Consider the following 18456-nt stretch of genomic DNA (forward strand, 5'->3'; position numbering starts at 1 on the left):
CCATGACCGCATTGATCGCCTTGGTCCGCAAGGACCTCATCCTCTACCTGGGCAACCGCCGCGCCCTGCTCATGCATCTGCTGCTGCCGGCCATGCTGGCGGCCTTTTTCGGCTCGCTGTTCGGCGACGATGGCGGCGGCAAGGGCGGTAAAATAGACGTTGGCCTGGTGCAGCTGGACCGTTCGCCGGCCGGCCTGAAAATCGCCGACGGCCTGAAGGCCGACAGCACGCTGCGGGTGGTGGAGCTGGACCAGCAGGCCGCGCGCGACAAGGTCCGCGGAGGCAAGCTGCCGGTGGCCATCGTGATCCCGGCCGGCTTCGCCGCGCAGGCCGCCGACGCGCTGTTCCGCCCGGACGGCAAGCCCGCCATCCCGCTGTACTACGATCCTTCCCAGGCCGCCGTGCTGGCCATGGTCAAGGGCCTGTTGACGCAGCACGTGATGCAGGTGGCCAGCGCCGAGATGATGGGCGGCGGCGCCCAGTCCAGCCAGCGCACCCAGCGCGCGCTGGACCAGCTGCAGCAGGAGGGCGGCGCCGATCCGGCCCGGACCGAACTGGCCACCTTCCTCACCAGCCTGAAACAGTACCAGGAGCGCAGCGCGGCGCGCGCGCAGCAGGCCGGCACGGAAGGCGCGCACGGGAACACGGCGGCCGCCGCGCCGGTGGGCATGAGCATGCCCTTCACCACCGGGGAGGAGGCGCTCAGCAATGGTCCCAAGTACAACGGCTATGCGCACTCGTTTGCCGGCATGGGCGTGCAGTTCATCCTGTTCATGGGCGTGGACCTGGGCATAGGCGTGCTGCTGGCGCGCCGCATGGGCATCTGGAGCCGGCTGCTGGCGGCGCCGGTGGGATTGCGCACCGTGCTGCTGGGGCGGCTCCTGTCGGGCGCCCTGATCGCGCTGGGGCTGATGTGCGCGCTATTCGCGGTGGCGGTGCTGGGCTTCAAGGTGCATATCGCCAGCGTGGCAGGTTTCATCGGGGTCAGCCTGTGCTTCGCCCTGATGACGGCCTGCTTCGGCCTGCTGATCGCGGCCTTTGGCGGCACGCCGGAAGCGGCGCGCGGGATCGCCGTGTTCGCCACCCTGATTATGGTGATGCTGGGCGGGGCCTGGGTGCCGTCCTTCGTGTTCCCGGAATGGGTGCAGCAGGCCACGCTGGTGGTGCCGACGCGCTGGGCCATCGACGGCCTGGACGCCGTCACCTGGCGCGGCCTGGGCCTGGACGCCGTGCTGCAGGCCATGGGCGTGCAGCTGGCCTTCGCCCTGGTGTTCGGCGCGCTGGCGCTGTGGCGCTTCCAGCGCGAGGAGTGATTACGACAGGTTGGGCGCCAGCCAGCGTTCCAGCTCGGCCTTGTCCACGTGGCGGCGGGCCGCCATGTCGTCCAGCTGGTCCTGGCCTATTTTCCCGACCACGAAGTACTTCGATTCCGGGTGGGCGAAGTAGAAGCCGGACACCGCCGCGCCCGGATACATGGCGTAGGACTCGGTCAGCTCCATGCCGATCTCACCGGCCTGCAGCCACTTGAACATGTCGGCCTTGACGGTGTGCTCGGGGCAGGCCGGATAGCCGGGCGCCGGGCGGATGCCGCTGTACTGCTCGGCGATCAGTTCCTCGTTGGCCAGCGCCTCGCCGGGGGCGTAGCCCCACAGGTCCTTGCGCACCCGCTCGTGCAGGTATTCGGCGAAGGCTTCCGCCAGTCGGTCGGCCAGGGATTTCAGCATGATGGACGAGTAGTCGTCGTGCGCCGCCTCGAAGCGCTGCTCGTGCTTTTCTATGCCCAGGCCGGCCGTGACGGCGAACATGCCGATGTAATCCTTCACGCCCGATGACTTGGGCGCGATGAAGTCGGCCAGGCACTGGTTGGGCCGCTGCACCCCATCGACCACGGGTTTCACGCCCTGCTGGCGCAGGCCGTAGTAGGTGAAGGCCACTTCGCTGCGGCTGTCGTCGGTGTAGACCTCGATGTCGTCATCGTTGACGGTGTTGGCCGGCAGCAGCGAGACCACGCCGTTGGCGGTCAGCCAGCGGCCCTCGATCAGCTTCTTCAGCATGGCCTGGCCTTCCTCGAACACCTTGGTGGCGGCCTCGCCCACCACCTCGTCGCTGAGGATGGCGGGGTAGGGGCCGGCCAGGTCCCAGGTCTGGAAGAACGGGCCCCAGTCGATGTATCTGGCGATGGTGGCCAGGTCCACGTTCCTGAATTCGCGGCGGCCGATGAACTTGGGTTTCACCGGAGCGAAGTCGAGCTTCATCTTGTTGGCGCGGGCGTCCGCCAGCGGCAGCAGCGGCAGCGCCTTCTTGTTGGCGTGCTGTTCGCGGATACGCTCGTAGTCCTGCTCGATCTCGGCGATGTACTGCTCGCGCGACTCGGGCGTGAGCAGCGACTGCGCCACCGACACCGAACGCGAGGCGTCCGGCACGTACACCACCGGGCCGTCGTAGTTGTGGGCGATCTTGACGGCGGTGTGGGCGCGGCTGGTGGTGGCGCCGCCGATCAGCAGCGGGATCTTCATCATGCGGAAGTGGTCGTCGCGCTGCATTTCCTTGGCCACGTGCGCCATTTCCTCCAGCGAGGGCGTGATCAGGCCGGACAGGCCGATGATGTCGGCATTCTCCACCTTGGCGCGCGCCAGGATCTCGGAGGCTGGCACCATCACGCCCATGTTCACCACTTCGAAGTTATTACATTGCAGGACCACCGACACGATGTTCTTGCCGATGTCGTGCACGTCGCCCTTGACGGTGGCGATGACGATCTTGCCTTTGGGCTTGGCGACGATGCCGGTGCGCTTTTCCTCGGCCAGCTTTTCTTCCTCGATGTAGGGGATCAAGTGGGCCACGGCCTGCTTCATCACGCGCGCCGATTTCACCACCTGGGGCAGGAACATCTTGCCCTGTCCGAACAGGTCGCCGACGATGTTCATGCCATCCATCAGCGGGCCTTCGATCACGTGGATGGGGCGGCCGCCCCGGGCCGCCACGGCGGCGCGCATTTCCTCGGTGTCCTCGGTGATGAACTGGGTGATGCCGTGCACCAGCGCGTGCGCCAGGCGCTTTTCCACCGGCTGGCTGCGCCACTCCAGGGTCTGGGCTTCCTGTTTGCCGCCGGCCTTCAGGGTGGCGGCAAATTCGATCATGCGCTCGGTGGCGTCCTCGCGGCGGTTCAGCACCACGTCCTCGACCCGTTCGCGCAGCTCGGCCGGCAGGTCGTCGTACACGCCCACCATGCCGGCGTTGACGATGCCCATGGTCATGCCGGCCTTGATGGCGTGGTACAGGAACACGGTGTGGATGGCTTCGCGCGCCGGGTCGTTGCCGCGGAAGGAGAACGAGACATTGGACACGCCGCCCGAGATTTTCGCGTGCGGCAGGTTCTCCTTGATCCAGCGGGTGGCGTTGATGAAGTCCACAGCGTAGTTGTTGTGTTCCTCGATGCCGGTGGCGACCGCGAAGATGTTGGGGTCGAAGATGATGTCCTCGGGCGGGAAACCGACCTGCTCGGTCAGCACCTTGTAGGCGCGCGCGCAGATTTCGATCTTGCGCTCGTAGGTGTCGGCCTGGCCCTTCTCGTCGAAGGCCATGACGATCACGGCGGCGCCGTAGCTCAGGCACAGGCGCGCCTGGCGGATGAATTCCTGCTCGCCTTCCTTCATCGAGATGGAGTTGACGATGGACTTGCCCTGCACGCACTTGAGGCCCGCCTCGATCACCGACCACTTGGACGAGTCGATCATGATGGGCACGCGCGAAATGTCCGGCTCGGAGGCGATCAGGTTCAGGAAGCGGGTCATGGCGGCCTGCGAATCGAGCATGGCCTCGTCCATGTTGATGTCGATGACCTGGGCGCCGTTTTCCACCTGCTGGCGCGCCACGCTCAGGGCTTCGTCGTACTGCTCGTTCAGGATCATGCGCGCGAAGGCCTTGGAGCCGGTGACGTTGGTGCGCTCACCCACGTTGACGAACAGCGAACTGTCGTCGATGGTGAAGGGCTCCAGGCCGGACAGGCGCTGCGCCACCGGCACCGTGGGGACCACGCGCGGCGCCACCGTGGCCAGGATTTCGCCGATTGCCTTGATGTGGTCCGGCGTGGTGCCGCAGCAGCCGCCGGCGATGTTGATGAAGCCCGCTTCGGCGAATTCCTTGAGCAGGGCCGAGGTGTCGGCCGGCAGCTCGTCGAAGCCGGTGTCGCTCATGGGGTTGGGCAGGCCGGCGTTGGGATAGATGCAGACATAGGTGTCGGCGATCTGCGACAGCTCCTCGGCATAGGGCCGCATCAGGGCCGCGCCCAGCGCGCAGTTCAGGCCTATGGTGAGCGGCTTGGCGTGGCGCACCGAGTTCCAGAAGGCCGGCACGGTCTGGCCGGACAGGATGCGGCCGGAGGCGTCGGTCACGGTGCCCGAGATCATCAGCGGCAGGCGCGGCTGCTCGGGGTGCTCGGCGTAGTATTTGTCGATGGCGAACAGGGCGGCCTTGCAGTTCAGGGTGTCGAAGATGGTTTCCACCAGCAGCAGGTCGACCCCGCCTTCGATCAGGCCGCGGGTCTGTTCGTGGTAGGCGTCCACCAGCTGGTCGAAACTGACGTTGCGCGCGCCGGGGTCGTTGACGTCGGGCGAGATCGAAGCCGTCTTCGGGGTCGGGCCGAGGGCGCCGGCCACGAAGCGCGGCTTGTCGGCGCTGCTGTACTTGGCGGTGGCGGCGCGCGCCAGCTTGGCCGCCTCCACGTTCATTTCATAGGCCAGGTGGCCCATGTGGTAATCGTCCTGGGCGATCCAGGTGGCGCCGAAGGTGTTGGTCTCGATGATGTCGGCGCCGCCGGCCAGGTAGCGTTCGTGGATTTCCTGTATCACCTGGGGCTGGGTCAGGGTCAGCAGTTCATTATTACCCTTGACGAACAGCTCGCGCGCGCCGCTGTCGGCCGGCGCCGTGAAGTCGGCGAAACGGGCGCCGCGATACGCCGCTTCATCCAGCTTGTACTGCTGGATGATGGTGCCCATGGCGCCGTCCAGTATCATGATGCGGCGCGCGAGGATGTCGCGCAGCTGGGCATCGGTGGCGGACATCACGGCATGGGACACGGGCTTGTTCATTTCGTACTTTCTTCGTGGACGTGGGGAGGCGCGCCGGGGGCACGGCGGGTCTGAGATTATACGGCATGACGGAACTTGCTTCAGCCAATCGCTGCGGCGAAGCAACAATCTGCCAAGGAGAGATTGTTACAGAGAGATACGCGGGCGTTACATTGCGCAACGCCCTGGAAACATGGCGGGTTGACAATGAACAGGTCGACCCGCCCCGGACTAGCCATGAGATCCCATCTGCTCTACCTGTGCATGCTGGTGTATTGCGCCCTGATCGTGGCCTGGATCTGCTATGCGGCAGCGATTGAGACCTGATGTTCAGTAGTGATGCCTGCACTGGGCGACATACACCACGCCGTCCTCCACCAGATACACCAGCCGGTGTTCGCGGTCTATGCGGCGCGACCAGTAGCCGGTCAGGTTGCCCTTCAACGGCTCAGGCTTTCCCGTGCCCTTGAATGGTGTCCGCATGCACTCTTCCAGCAGGGCGTTGATTTTTTCCGCCTTGTCGAGATCTTCCTTTTGCCAATGCAGGTAGTCGTCCCAGGCGATGTCGGACCATGCCAGCACCACATGTTTTGCAGCCGCCTTGTTTTCAGCTTTCTTGCGGCTCATGTTTGATCAGCTTCCGGATTTTTGTCTTGCCGGACTTGATTTGCTCGATGGACTGCATCAGGCGCTGGGCATTGTTGGCCGAACCGAGCAAGTACAAGGTTTCCTGGATGCTGTTGTAGTCCGCCAGGGACATCATCACGACAGGCTCCCCATTTTGCCGCGTAATGACCGCCGGCTGGTGGTCCGCGCAGACCTCATCCATCACGGTTTTCAAGCCTGCCCGTGCGTCCGTAAAAGTCAGGATGTTCATGTGCCCTCCGTTTCGCCGATGTGGACATTGTACAGATTTCCGTACAAGGCAGGCGCATTTACTCGAAGCGCAAGCCTTCCAGCGGAAAGCCCTTGATGAATTCGGCTGCGGGCAGGCGCTTGCCGCCCGGTTTTTGCAGCGAGGTCAGGCGTAGCGCGCCGCCGCCGCAGGCCACCACGATGCCGTGCTGGGCGTCGGCCGCCAGCACCTGGCCGGGCGCGCTGCCGCTGTCCTGCTCCAGCACATCCGCCCCCCACAGCTTGACGGTGACGCCGTTCACTTGAGCGTGCGCGCCGGGGAAGGGATTGAAGGCGCGGATCTTGCGGCCGATCTCGGCGGCGGACTGGCTGAAGTCCAGCGCCGCTTCTTCCTTGCTGATCTTGGCCGCATAGCTGACGCCTTCCTCGGGCTGGACCACGGCTTCCAGCTGCTGGTGGCGCATGCGGTGCAGGGCGTCCACGATCATGCGTCCCCCCAGCGCGGCCAGCTTGTCGTGCAGGCTGCCGGTGGTGTCGTCCGGCGCGATGGCGATGCGCTCGGTCAGCAGCATGGGGCCGGTGTCCAGGCCTTCCTCCATCTCCATGATGGTGATGCCGGTTTCCGTGTCGCCGGCCTCGATGGCGCGGTGGATGGGGGCGGCGCCGCGCCAGCGCGGCAGCAGCGAACCGTGGATGTTGATGCAGGGGCGGATGTCCAGGGTGCTGCGCGGCAGTATCAGGCCGTAGGCGGCCACCACCATCACGTCGTAGGGCGTGGACAGCAGGCGCTGGTGGGCTTCGACGGCCTCGTGGGCGCGCTGCGGGTCCTTGCTGTCGGTGCGCAGCGACAGCGGCTGCAGCACCTCGATGCCGTGCGCGAGCGCATACTGCTTGACGGCCGAGGGCTGAAGCTGCATGCCGCGCCCGGCCGGACGGTCGGGCTGGGTCAGCACCAGCGGTATCTCAAAACCGGCCTCATGCAGCGACTGCAGGGCCACGGCGGCAAATTCCGGCGTGCCGGCGAAAATCACTTTCATGGGAGGCGTCCTGGCTGTCCGGCTTACTTGAAGCGGCGGCCCTGGGCGCGCATGGCAGCTTCGCGCTCCAGGCCGCGCTCTTCCTTGACCAGCTTGGTCTTGATGCGGTTGCGCTTGAGCGGCGACAGGTATTCCACGAACACCTTGCCTTTCAGGTGGTCCATCTCGTGCTGGATGCAGACCGCCAGCAGGCCGTCGGCGTCGACTTCGAAGGGCTGGCCCTTGACGTCCAGCGCGCGCACCTTGACCCTGGTCGGGCGCTCGACGCCGTCGTAGATGCCGGGCACGGACAAACAGCCTTCTTCGTACACTGCCTTGTCCTCGCTGGCCCAGAGGATTTCCGGGTTGATGAACACGGTCAGGCCGTCCTTGCTTTCGGAGGTGTCGATCACGACCACCTGCTCGTGCACGTCGACCTGGCTGGCGGCCAGGCCGATGCCGGGCGCCTCGTACATGGTCTCGGCCATGTCGGCCACCAGTTTTTCCAGGCGTTCGTCAAACACGGTGACGGGCTGGGCGACCTTGTGCAGGCGTGGGTCGGGATAACGCAATATATTCAGGATGGCCATACGAGTCTGTGGTGGTTGGTGCCCCCGGGGGCGCTAGCGGCGGCGTGCTGCGCAGGCGGCGTTTCGCTTGCCAGTCCGGGGTGTTGTGGGCAGAATTTGATCAATAAAGCAAGATTTACGGGCCGGCGGGGTCGCACGCCATGTGCTGCTTGCTCACTGTACTAAAGGATCTCTCAATGAAAAATTCTAGCACAGTCGGGGCTTGCCTGGTCGGCGCCGCCCTGTTGGCCGGCCGCAGGAGGTCAGCATTAATCGCGGCAAGCTTGACGGACTCGATGGCGGCGCCGTGCTGCATCTGTACCATGCGGGGAAGACGGTGACCGATACGACCGCGCCCCGGGGCTGGTTGGGCGGCCAGCCGCAGGTCAGGCTGCCGGACCAGGAAGTGGGCAGCCTGTTTATCTTCCGCGTGTTCAATCATGTTTCCCAAGGCTTGATCATGCAGGCCGGGGCGCCGCTGCAAGTGGGCGACCTGGCCCGGTCACCCGACTAGAGGACGCCGCCGTGCAGGACACGGATACCCCCGATGATTATCTTCCCTGGCTGCGCCTGGCGCTGACGCCCGGGGTCGGCCTGCTGTCCGCACACCGCTTGCTGGAACGCTACGGTACGCCGCACGCCATGTACGCGGCCCCGGAGGAGGAACTGGCAAGCTTGCTCAAGCCGGCGCAGGTGAGCGCCCTGCTCGGCGTGCCGCCGGGCTTGCCGCCCATGCAGCAGCAGATAGAGCACTGGCTGCGCCATCCAGGCCGCTGCGTGCTGGGATACAGCCATCCCGATTATCCCGACACGCTGCGCCAGTTGCCGATGGCGCCGCTGCTGCTTTACGCGCAAGGCCGCACGGAACTGCTGGCGGCGCCATCGCTGGCCGTGGTGGGCAGCCGCAACGCCAGCGCGCAGGGCGCCGCCATGGCCGAGCGCATGGCGCTGGCCCTGTCGCGCGCCGGATTGACCATCGTGTCCGGCTTGGCCATGGGTATAGACGCGGCCGCCCACCGGGGCGGCCTGGCCGGCCCCGGCGCCACGGTGGCCGTGGTCGGCACCGGCGTGGACCGCATCTATCCGGCCCGCAACGCCGCCTTGGCGCGCCGCATCGCCGACGAGGGCTGCATCATCAGCGAATACCCGCTGGGCACGCCGCCGCGCGCCGACAATTTCCCGCGCCGCAATCGCCTGATCAGCGGGCTGGCGCGCGGCGTGCTGGTGGTCGAGGCTGCGCTGGCTTCCGGCTCCCTGATCACCGCCAAGCTGGCGGCCAGCCAGGGGCGCGAGGTGTACGCCGTGCCGGGTTCGGTGCACTCGGCCCTGTCCAAGGGCTGCCACCAGTTGCTGCGCGAGGGCGCGCGCCTGGTGGAGACGGCGGCCGACATCCTGGGCGACTGGCCGCCGGCCGCCGCGCCCGAACCGGACGACCGTTTTGTCGACCGCGTGCTGCAGGCCCTGGGCGGCCAGGCCGCCAGCGCCGACGTCCTGGCCGTGCAGCTGGGCCAGGACGTGGCGGAATTGCAAGGCCAACTGCTGGCGCTGGAACTGGCCGGGCTGGTGGAAAGGCTGCCTGGTGGCTTATTCCAACGCTTGGGCTGACAGGAAGCCACACTGCACCGCACAATACTTGTGTATGGCTGGATTTAGCTGATAGAGTAGAGCCATGTTCGACGTCCTTGTATACCTCTACGAAACCTACTATCGACCCGATGCCTGCCCGGAACCGGAGGCCTTGGCCAAGAAGCTGTCGGCGGTCGGTTTTGACGATGTGGAGATCTCCGAAGCCCTGGTGTGGCTGAACGACCTGGCTGCAATGGCCGGGGTCGATCAATCGCTCACGTCCGCCTCCACCGGGTTCCGCTATTACGTGGACGAGGAAACGGACGTGCTGGGCACGGCCGCCGTCGGCTTCATCCAGTTCCTGGAATCGGCCAAGGTGCTCACCCCACTGCAGCGCGAAATCGTGGTCGAACGCGCCCTGGCGCTGGACGAGTCTCCGGTATCGCTGGGCAAGCTGAAAGTCATCGTGCTGATGCTGATGTGGAGCCAGGGCAAAGAGCCGGACGCCCTGATGTTCGACGACCTGTTTGGCTCGGACGAAGACCAGGCGCCGCGCCTGCTGCATTAAGCACGCCCGCTGGCGGCGCGGCGTGCGCCGCCCCTTTCCCATAAGTAGATATAGTCTGGCCTTGCACACTGGCCGGTAGCACGCTTATCATTGGCGCTTTGACAAGAATGTGTCATGGCGCCGGGAGCCTAAATGTTCAGACCTGCCGCGATCCATGTATGATGCGCATCTGAATCCCTCCAAGTGTTACTACGAGACATCAAAAATATGAGTAAAACCCTCATCATCGCCGAGAAGCCATCCGTCGCGAACGACATCGCGAAGACGCTTGGCGGCTTCACCAAGCACGATGAGTACTTTGAATCGGACGAGTACGTGCTGTCCTCCGCGGTGGGCCACCTGCTGGAAATCGCCGTACCGGAGGAGCACGACGTCAAGCGCGGCAAGTGGAGCTTTGCCCACCTGCCCATGATCCCGCCGTATTTCGCGCTCAATCCCATCGCCAAGACCGAGTCGCGGCTCAAGGTGCTCAACAAGCTGATCAAACGCAAGGATGTCACCACCCTGATCAACGCCTGTGACGCGGGCCGCGAAGGGGAGCTGATTTTCCGCTTGATCGCCCAGAACGCCAAGGCTAAGCAGCCGGTCAAGCGGCTGTGGCTGCAGTCGATGACGCCGGCTGCCATCCGCGAGGGCTTCGCCCACCTGCGCAGCGACGAAGAAATGCTGCCGCTGGCCGATGCGGCCCGCAGCCGCTCGGAAGCGGACTGGCTGATCGGCATCAACGGCACCCGCGCCATGACCGCCTTCAACTCCAAGGAAGGCGGTTTCTACCTCACCACCGTGGGCCGGGTGCAGACGCCGACCCTGTCCATCGTGGTCGAGCGTGAAGAGAAGATCAAGAAGTTCGTGCCGCGCGACTACTGGGAAGTGCGGGCCGAGTTCGTGTGCGCCGCCGGCGTGTACGAGGGCCGGTGGCTGGACACCGCCTTCAAGAAGGACGAGACCGATCCCGAGAAGCGCGCCGAGCGCCTGTGGAGCAAGGCCGCCGCCGATACCATCGCCCTGGCCTGCAAGGGCAAGCCGGGCAAGGTCACCGAGGAATCCAAGCCCAGCACCTCGATGGCGCCGGCCCTGTTCGACCTGACCAGCCTGCAGCGTGAAGCCAACTCGCGCTTCGGCTTCTCGGCCAAGAACACCCTGGGCCTGGCTCAGGCCCTGTATGAAAAGCACAAGGTGCTGACCTACCCGCGTACCGATTCGCGCCACCTGCCGGAAGACTACCTGGCCACGGTGAAGGAATCGCTGGGCGTGCTGATGGAAAGTAACAACTACCACCAGTTCGCCAAGCAGATCCTGGACAAGGGCTGGGTCAAGCCGAACAAGCGTATTTTCGACAATACCAAGATTTCGGACCACTTTGCCATCATCCCGACCACCATCGCGCCCAAGAATTTGTCCGAGCCGGAACAGAAGCTGTACGACCTGGTGACGCGCCGCTTCATGGCGGTGTTTTTCCCGCCGGCCGAGTTCCAGATCACCACCCGTTACACGGAAGTGGCCGGCCACCAGTTCAAGACCGAGGGCAAGGTGATGACCAACCCCGGCTGGCTGGCCATCTATGGCAAGGAAGCGGCTGGCGACGACAAGGAAGGCAGCGGCAACCTGGTGCCGGTGGCCAAGGGCGAGCAAGTCCACACCGACAAGGTGACCCCGCATGGCCTGGTGACCAAGCCGCCCGCGCGCTACACCGAGGCCACCCTGCTGTCGGCCATGGAAGGCGCCGGCAAGCTGGTCGAGGACGACGAGCTGCGCGACGCCATGGCCGGCAAGGGCCTGGGCACGCCGGCCACGCGCGCCGCCATCATCGAGGGCTTGTTGACTGAGCGCTATCTGCTGCGCGAAGGCCGCGAGCTGATTCCGACCGCCAAGGCGTCGCAGCTGATGACCTTGCTGCGCGGCCTGGGCGTGAACGAGCTGACCGCGCCCGAGCTGACCGGCGAATGGGAATACAAGCTGTCGCAGATCGAGCGTGGCAAGATTTCGCGCGAGGAATTCATGCGTGAAATCGCGCAAATGGCGCAAATTATCGTCAAGCGCGCCAAGGAATACGACAACGACACCATCCCCGGCGATTACCACACGCTGAAGACGCCGTGCCCGAACTGCGGCAGCGTGGTCAAGGAAAACTACCGCCGCTTCGCCTGCACCAAGTGCGACTTCTCGATGAGCAAGACGCCGGGCAGCCGCCAGTTCGAGATCGAGGAAGTGGAACAGCTGCTGCGCGAGCGCACCATCGGCCCGCTGCAGGGCTTCCGCTCCAAGATGGGACGTCCATTTGCCGCCATCCTGCGCATCGTGCGCGACGAGGACATCAGCAACTTCAAGCTGGAGTTCGACTTCGGCCAGAACGACGAGGGCGGCGAGGATGGCGAGGGCGTCGATTTCAGCGGCCAGACCGCGCTCGGCCCTTGCCCCAAGTGCGCCGGCGGCGTGTTCGAGATGGGCCTGGCCTATGTGTGCGAAAACAGCGTGGCCAAGCCCAAGACTTGCGATTTCCGCAGCGGCCGCATCATCCTGCAGCAGGAAATCCTGCCCGAGCAAATGGTCAAGCTGCTCAACGACGGCAAGACCGATTTGCTGCCGGGCTTTGTGTCGCAGCGCACCCGGCGCCCGTTCAAGGCCTTCCTGGTGAGGGGCAAGGACGGCAAGATCAGCTTCGAGTTCGAGGAGCGCAAGGGCAAGCCGCCGGCCAAGGGCAAGACTGCCGAAGCCGGCGATGGCGATGAGGGCAGTAGCGCCGCCGCCGAGGCCGCGACGGAAGCCCCGGCCAAAAAGGCGGCAGCCAAAAAGGCGCCGGCCAGGAAAGCGGCCAGCACCACGGCCACGGCGGCCAAGAAGGCGCCGGCCAAAAAGGCTGCGCCCAAAAAGGCGGCCGCCACCGCGGAGTAAGCACAAAACGGGACCCGCGCGGTCCCGTTTTTAATTCTCTATAGAAATATTCTATTTGCCACCGCGCACGTCTTAAACTATATTGATGAGAACCATCCTGGATCCATCATGACCGTCGCGCTCAACTCCGTCACCAACGCCACCACGATACAGTCGTATGTCCCGACCGTATCGTCCAGCGCGGCCGCCAGCAGCGCGGCGCAGGCCAGCACGGCGGCCAGCCTGTCGGCCAACTCGGCCGTGGTAGCCACACTGGGCGGCTCCACGGGAGCGCAGGTCTACACCCCGGCCGGCCTGCTCGATTCCATCCAGCAGGCGGGCACGGTGGCGCAGCCTGAGACCGTGCCGGAAGCGGGCAGCGATACCCAGTTGATCGCCCAGCAAGACCTGGATGCCGGCCTGGTCGGTAATCTCGCCACCGGCGGCACGCCCTTGTCCGGCATCTACAGCGGGGTCGGCACGGCCGGCCTGTCGTCGGATGCCGCCTCCGCCAACTGGGCCGAAGTGCTCAAGAGCAATCCCGAACTGGCCGGCAGCGCCATCGAAGCCTCCTTCAATTCCGGTGTCCTCAGCACCATACGAGTTACCGCCTAATTTCTGCGCAGCAAAAAACGCTGTGCTACACTTCCGGCAATTCCTAAGGGCAACAACAATCCATATGCCCTGACACCACCACAAGTGGCAACCTTTCCATTTTCTTATCATGAAAAACCTGAAGATAGGCACCCGGCTGGCGCTGGGCTTTGGCTTGATGCTGGTCCTGATGGCCGTGCTGATATTGACCGCCATCAGCCACATGCGTTCGGTGGAACTGGCCACCCGCGAAATGATGCAGCAGCCGCTGGCCAAGGAGCGCATGGTGAGCGAATGGTACCGCGCCATCCACACCAGCGTGCGCCGCACCACGGCCATCTCCAAGAGCAGCGATCCATCGCTGGGCCCATACTTCGCGGCCGAGACGGCAGCTTCCACCAGCGAGGTCAGCGAGATCCAGAAAAAGGTGGAGTCGCTGCTGGAGTCGGATGCCGAGAAAGCCACTTTCGCCAAGATCAGCGACACCCGCAAGCAGTACCTGGCCGCCCGCGACCAGATCGTCGCGCTGAAAAAGGAAGGTAAGCTGGAAGAGGCCGCCACCGTGCTGGATACCAGCTTCACCCCGGCTGGCAAGGCTTACCTGGATTCCCTGCGCGCCCTGCTGGAAATGCAGCGCATGAGCATTGACCAGAACGCGCAGGAGATCGAGGCCGAGTCGCAGCGCAGCCGCACCTTCATGATCGTGCTGGGCGTGGTGGTGCTGGCGGTGGGCGTGGCCAGCGCCTGGTGGCTGACGCACGGTATCACGGCGCCGCTCAGCCATGCGGTCGATATCGCGGTGGCGGTGGCCAACAAGGATTTGCGCAGCACCATAGTGGTCGACAGCAAGGACGAGACCGGCCGCCTGCTGCAGGCCCTACGCACCATGAACGATGGCCTGATCGGCATCGTCGGCCAGGTGCGCAACGGCACCGACAGCATTGCCAGCGCCTCGACCCAGATCGCGGCCGGCAACCTGGACCTGTCCTCGCGCACCGAGCAGCAGGCCTCCAGCCTGGAGGAAACCGCTTCGTCCATGGAAGAACTGACCTCGACCGTGAAGCAGAACGCCGACAACGCGCGCCAGGCCAACCAGCTGGCGCAGCGGGCGGCCGAGGTGGCGCAGCGCGGCGGCGCCGTGGTGGCCCAGGTGGTGGAGACCATGGACGCCATCAACACCTCCTCGCGCAAAGTGGTGGACATCATTTCCGTGATCGACGGGATCGCTTTCCAGACCAACATCCTGGCCCTGAACGCGGCAGTGGAAGCGGCCCGCGCCGGCGAGCAGGGCCGCGGTTTCGCGGTGGTGGCGTCGGAAGTGCGCACCCTGGCCCAGCGCAGCGCGGCGGCGGCCAAGGAAATCAAGGCCCTGATCGATACCTCGGTGGAGAAGGTGGACGCCGGCAGCACCCTGGTCAACCAGGCCGGCATGACCATGACCGACGTGGTCGACAGCATCCAGCGCGTGACCGACATCATGGGCGAAATCACCTCGGCCAGCCAGGAGCAGAGCACCGGCATCGAGCAGGTCAACCTGGCCGTCACCGAAATGGACAACGTGACCCAGCAGAACGCGGCGCTGGTGGAGCAGGCGGCAGCAGCCGCCGCCTCGCTGCAGGAACAGGCCGCCGCCCTGGCCCAGGTGGTGGCCGTGTTCCAGCTGGATGAACGCCAGCTGCCCGCCGCACCCGCCGTGCGCCGCACGCCGGAACGGGTGCGCATCAGCGCCTGACCAAAGAGACGGCTAAGGAACCGTTGTACGCTGGGCCGCTACGGTGACTCGATCTCCACGTTCACCAGGTTGTCGCCCGGCTTGCGGTCGATCAGCTTGTTGTCCGGATCGATGCCGGCCTTGGCCGGGTGGCCCGATACCACCACCGTGTAGCGCCCTTCCTTGTGGTCCATCAGCTTGCGCTCGCGCAGCAGGCTGTTGCCATCCTTGTCGTCCACGCCGATCTCGATCAGGTCGTGCAGCGGCACATCCTTCTCCTCGCCCAGCTCGTTGGCGCGCACCTTGGCGGCGCTGACCACGATCTCCACTTCGTACCTGCCATCGGCCAGCTTGCGCGCCTTGGCGGACACGGCGTGGTTCTCGTACAGCACGATGGACTCGAACAGGTCGTCGATCAGATACATGCGGTCGGCCGGGGTGATGGCGCGCAGGGCCGCCACCAGGGTGCTGGCGCTGGGATACGGCCCCGTGGCCTTGCCATGGCTGGCCAGCAGGCCGCGCAGGGCCGCATTGACCTTGTCCTCGCCCAGGATGTCCTGCAGCTGGTACATGGCCAGCGCACCCTTGCGGTACTGGATGTAGTTCTGGTCTTCGTTGTCGGCCAGCGGCAGCTCCTTCTTGCGCTCGGTGGCGCGACCGATCAGGTAGTTGTCCAGGTCGTATTGCAGGAAGCGGCGCATCTTGGCCGGGCCATAATTCTTCTTCATCACCATCAGGGCCGAGTATTCCGACAGCGTCTCGCTCAGCACGCCCGCGCCGCGGGTGTCGCCCGGCACCAGCTGATGGCCCCACCACTGGTGCGCCACCTCATGCGCCGTGACGTAGAAGGGGTAGTCGATATCCTTGGGATTCTTGTCGTTGACCTTGGCGATGAATCCCAGGCTTTCCGAATACGGTATGGTGTTCGGGAACGATTGCGCGTAGGTCTCGTAGCGCGGGAATTCGACGATGCGCACCAGCTTGTGCTGGTAGGGACCGAAGTTGCGCGTGTAGTATTCCAGCGCTTCCTTGATGCCGCGGTTCATGCGGTCCAGATTGTATTCGTGGCCGGGATGGTAGTACAGCTCGATATTCACGTCCTGCCACCAGTCGCGCTTGACCAGGTAGCGGGCCGACTGGATGGCGTAGAAATTCAGGATGGGCTGGTCCATCTTGTAGTGGAAATAGCGGCGGCCCTTGGCGCTCCATTCCTTCTCCAGCATGCCCGGCGCGATGGCCACCTGGTCCGGGCTGGTGCTGATGGTGACGTCCAGGTTGATCCAGTCGGCGTCGTTGCCGGTGAAGTTGTTGGCCAGGCCGCGCGCATCGTCGCGCGCCGGACGGCGTTCGCGCGGCGGCAGACCGTGTTTCTTGCGGTCGCGCGCGTCGCTCAGTTCGATCTTGGGCTGGTAGCCTATCTGTGGCAGCACGCTGTTGTCGAAGAAGGTGCCGTTGTGCCGCACCGGCGTGTCCTGGCCCAGCCCAAACAGGCCGCGCGGCGCATACTCGATCTCGAATTCCATGGCCAGCTGGGCGCCCGGCGCCAGCGGCTGGCGCAGCTTGTAGCTGTAGAAGCCCAGTTCGGCGTCGTTCAGGCCGCGGCGCGCCTCCTGGCTGAAGCGCAGGGTGCGGATGGTGCTGTCGGCTTGCTGCTGCACCAGCACGTCGGTGATGGGCTGGGCGGTCTTGTTCTGCAGGATGTAGCGGCCCCTGGCGCGCAGGGTGCGCTGCTCGGGGAACAGTTCCACGTTCAGGGTCGCGCCTGTGATGCGCGGCTGCGGCACGGCGGCGTACTGTTTGTACTGGCGCTCGTAGCTGGCGCGGTCCGATTCCTTCGCGTACGCCGATTGGTAGTGCTGCACATGCAGGCTGTACAGCAGCACCGCGCCACTGCCGGCAAACACCAGCACACCGAGCGCGGCCGTGCGCAGCACCGGCACGGTCAAGGCATGGCGCGCCAGCTGCAGGCGCTGGCGCCATTCGTGGTTGGCGCCGCGCGGCCAGAACAGCAGCGACAGCACGGTCAGCAGCAGCGCCGCGCCGCCCCAGTAGGCTTCGTACCAGCGCTCGCGCACCAGGTAGTGGCCGAAGCCGTTCATGGCCGAGTACATGAAGCTGGGCGTGTTCCCGTACACCAGCATGGGATGGTCCAGGCCCAGCGTGCTCAGGGTGACGGTGGCCAGGTAGTACACGATCATGGCGAAGTAGGCCAGGTACTTCTGGTTGATCAGCACCTGCACCGCCAGGGCCAGCACCGCCACCAGCGCATACTGCGGCAGCTGCACCAGGAACAGCTGGTGCAGATACATGCCCGGCTCCAGCATGAAGTAGCCGTTGAACACCTGGATGGCCATGCCGCACACCATGACCACCGCCAGCAGCACGGCCTGCACCCCGACCAGCGCGCACAGCTTGGCCAGCAGCGGCAGCCAGCTCGGTATCGGCAGCGCGTCCAGCATCAAACCGATGCGCGCCTCGCGCTCGCGCCACACCAGCTCGCCGGCATAGAAGGTGGTGATCACCAGCATGAACAGGGCAAAGATGCTGGACACGGATTCCAGCACCAGGTAAGTCACCGGATAGGTCACGGTGCCGTAGATGGAGCCCATGTCCAGGGTGGTGACGAACATCATCAGCACCCCGGCCAGGACGATCACGAGGAAGTAGATGTTCTTGGTGGTTTCGCGCAGGTTCAGCCAGCTCATCTGCAGCAGCAGGCCGGCCAGGCTGCGCGACTTGAAGTCCGGCGCCTCGCGCGTGTTGGAGGAGGCCGCGCTCAGGCGCTGCGGCATGTCCGGTTCGCCGCGGGCGCCGGCGCCGCTGTCCTGGGTGGCGATGAAGTGGAAGCGCCAGTAGCCGAGCAGCAGGCCGGCCAGGGCGATGCCGCTCCACAGGGCGCGGTTGAGCAGGTACACACCCTCCGGCAGCACCAGGCGGCTGTTGCGCTCGGCGATGGGCCAGTATTCGGTCAGGCGTATCACGGCGGTGGTGCCGAAGGGATCGATCAGGGCGGCCAGGGTCTTGTAGTCGAGGTCGCGCGCCAGGCCCGGCGCCACGATGTAGCCGATCAGCATCACCACGCTAGAGATATAGACCGGCAGCATGCGCCGCGTCAGCGCCGCCAGGATGAAGAACACGGCGCCGAAGATGAAGATATTCGGCAGCACGGTGAAGAGATAGGGGATGGCGTAGCCGGCCAGGCCGGGGCTGCCGAGCCGCTCGGCGTCGATACCGGGGATCAGGCTGCCCAGCCAGGTGCCCAGCAGCACGCTGGTGAAGATCACGGCCAGGGCCAGGTAGGCGCCCAGGAAGCGGCCGAACATGTACTGGTGCTTGCGGATGGGCGCACTGAAGAAGAAGTGCTGCATGTCGTACTCGAAGTCCTGCTGCACCGAGCGGCCCATCATGGCGGCCACCACGATCACGCCCATGGACGCCATGACGCTGGTGGTGAGCGCGATCGAGCGCGGCGAGTCGATCACCAGCGCGCCGAAGGTGACGCTGAAGTTCTTGAACACGCCGCCTGCGCCGGCCATCCACAGCATGCACAGCAGCGTGAACATGGTGAAATAGACCCAGGTCGAGAGCAGCTTGAGGCGCTGGCGCAGCTCGAAGGCCGCGATGGCAAACATGGCGG

Annotated in this window: 13 protein-coding genes; 7 read left to right on the top strand and 6 right to left on the bottom strand. The window is 65.2% G+C overall.

Features of this window, described 5'->3' with window-relative positions; genetic code table 11:
* The first annotated feature begins 2 nt into the window (after positions 1 to 2).
* Positions 3 to 1313, top strand: a complete 1311-nt coding sequence (locus ACLB1G_RS11475; protein ID WP_491627341.1) for an ABC transporter permease — start codon at positions 3 to 5, stop codon at positions 1311 to 1313.
* Here the strand turns inward: ACLB1G_RS11475 and metH are convergent, their stop codons facing one another.
* The 5 genes from metH to def all read right to left on the bottom strand — a co-directional run bounded on the left by metH (position 1314) and on the right by def (position 7530).
* Positions 1314 to 5063, bottom strand: a complete 3750-nt coding sequence (gene metH, locus ACLB1G_RS11480; protein WP_491627753.1) for a methionine synthase — start codon at positions 5061 to 5063, stop codon at positions 1314 to 1316.
* Positions 5064 to 5399: 336 nt separating this feature from the next.
* Complete coding sequence (locus tag ACLB1G_RS11485; protein WP_491627342.1) at positions 5400 to 5696, bottom strand: Txe/YoeB family addiction module toxin; 297 nt, start codon at positions 5694 to 5696, stop codon at positions 5400 to 5402.
* Positions 5677 to 5946, bottom strand: a complete 270-nt coding sequence (locus tag ACLB1G_RS11490) for a type II toxin-antitoxin system Phd/YefM family antitoxin (RefSeq protein ID WP_491627343.1) — start codon at positions 5944 to 5946, stop codon at positions 5677 to 5679. The genes ACLB1G_RS11485 and ACLB1G_RS11490 overlap by 20 nt, the downstream gene beginning before the upstream one ends.
* A gap of 58 nt (positions 5947 to 6004) precedes the next feature.
* Positions 6005 to 6961 carry a methionyl-tRNA formyltransferase gene (gene fmt / locus ACLB1G_RS11495; protein WP_491627344.1) on the bottom strand — a complete coding sequence of 319 codons (957 nt, stop codon included), beginning with the start codon at positions 6959 to 6961 and terminating at the stop codon, positions 6005 to 6007.
* Between the two features lie 23 nt (positions 6962 to 6984).
* On the bottom strand, positions 6985 to 7530 hold the full coding sequence (gene def / locus ACLB1G_RS11500) for a peptide deformylase (RefSeq protein WP_491627345.1): 546 nt from the start codon (positions 7528 to 7530) through the stop codon (positions 6985 to 6987).
* A gap of 316 nt (positions 7531 to 7846) precedes the next feature.
* Between def and ACLB1G_RS11505 the strand changes: the two genes are divergently transcribed.
* The 6 genes from ACLB1G_RS11505 (at position 7847) to ACLB1G_RS11530 (ending at position 14840) form a co-directional block, all read left to right on the top strand.
* Complete coding sequence (locus tag ACLB1G_RS11505; protein WP_491627346.1) at positions 7847 to 8023, top strand: hypothetical protein; 177 nt, start codon at positions 7847 to 7849, stop codon at positions 8021 to 8023.
* Positions 8024 to 8034: 11 nt separating this feature from the next.
* Complete coding sequence (dprA, locus tag ACLB1G_RS11510) at positions 8035 to 9114, top strand: DNA-processing protein DprA (RefSeq protein ID WP_491627347.1); 1080 nt, start codon at positions 8035 to 8037, stop codon at positions 9112 to 9114.
* A 64-nt stretch (positions 9115 to 9178) separates the two neighbouring features.
* Positions 9179 to 9643, top strand: coding sequence for a Smg family protein (locus ACLB1G_RS11515; RefSeq protein WP_491627348.1), 465 nt, complete (start codon positions 9179 to 9181; stop codon positions 9641 to 9643).
* Positions 9644 to 9850: 207 nt separating this feature from the next.
* Positions 9851 to 12535 (top strand): DNA topoisomerase III, encoded by a 2685-nt coding sequence (locus tag ACLB1G_RS11520; protein ID WP_491627349.1) that lies wholly within the window; start codon positions 9851 to 9853, stop codon positions 12533 to 12535.
* Between the two features lie 108 nt (positions 12536 to 12643).
* Complete coding sequence (locus ACLB1G_RS11525) at positions 12644 to 13129, top strand: hypothetical protein (protein ID WP_491627350.1); 486 nt, start codon at positions 12644 to 12646, stop codon at positions 13127 to 13129.
* A 109-nt stretch (positions 13130 to 13238) separates the two neighbouring features.
* A complete protein-coding gene (locus ACLB1G_RS11530) occupies positions 13239 to 14840 on the top strand; it encodes a methyl-accepting chemotaxis protein (protein ID WP_491627351.1) in 1602 nt (533 codons plus the stop codon).
* A gap of 38 nt (positions 14841 to 14878) precedes the next feature.
* Here ACLB1G_RS11530 and ACLB1G_RS11535 read toward each other — a convergent pair whose 3' ends face one another.
* Positions 14879 to 18451, bottom strand: a complete 3573-nt coding sequence (locus tag ACLB1G_RS11535; protein WP_491627352.1) for an ABC transporter permease/M1 family aminopeptidase — start codon at positions 18449 to 18451, stop codon at positions 14879 to 14881.
* Positions 18452 to 18456: the final 5 nt, after the last annotated feature.

The organism is Duganella kummerowiae (assembly GCF_053572355.1).

What these genes read in the sequence shown, in the direction of transcription:
- metH (WP_491627753.1), bottom strand. Translation starts at nt 5,063, where the DNA reads ATGTCCGCCACCGATGCCCAGCTGCGCGACATCCTCGCGCGCCGCATC.
- def (WP_491627345.1), bottom strand. Translation starts at nt 7,530, where the DNA reads ATGGCCATCCTGAATATATTGCGTTATCCCGACCCACGCCTGCACAAG.
- ACLB1G_RS11485 (WP_491627342.1), bottom strand. Translation starts at nt 5,696, where the DNA reads ATGAGCCGCAAGAAAGCTGAAAACAAGGCGGCTGCAAAACATGTGGTG.
- ACLB1G_RS11535 (WP_491627352.1), bottom strand. Translation starts at nt 18,451, where the DNA reads ATGTTTGCCATCGCGGCCTTCGAGCTGCGCCAGCGCCTCAAGCTGCTC.
- ACLB1G_RS11475 (WP_491627341.1), top strand. Translation starts at nt 3, where the DNA reads ATGACCGCATTGATCGCCTTGGTCCGCAAGGACCTCATCCTCTACCTG.
- ACLB1G_RS11530 (WP_491627351.1), top strand. Translation starts at nt 13,239, where the DNA reads ATGAAAAACCTGAAGATAGGCACCCGGCTGGCGCTGGGCTTTGGCTTG.
- ACLB1G_RS11520 (WP_491627349.1), top strand. Translation starts at nt 9,851, where the DNA reads ATGAGTAAAACCCTCATCATCGCCGAGAAGCCATCCGTCGCGAACGAC.
- fmt (WP_491627344.1), bottom strand. Translation starts at nt 6,961, where the DNA reads ATGAAAGTGATTTTCGCCGGCACGCCGGAATTTGCCGCCGTGGCCCTG.
- ACLB1G_RS11525 (WP_491627350.1), top strand. Translation starts at nt 12,644, where the DNA reads ATGACCGTCGCGCTCAACTCCGTCACCAACGCCACCACGATACAGTCG.
- ACLB1G_RS11515 (WP_491627348.1), top strand. Translation starts at nt 9,179, where the DNA reads ATGTTCGACGTCCTTGTATACCTCTACGAAACCTACTATCGACCCGAT.
- ACLB1G_RS11490 (WP_491627343.1), bottom strand. Translation starts at nt 5,946, where the DNA reads ATGAACATCCTGACTTTTACGGACGCACGGGCAGGCTTGAAAACCGTG.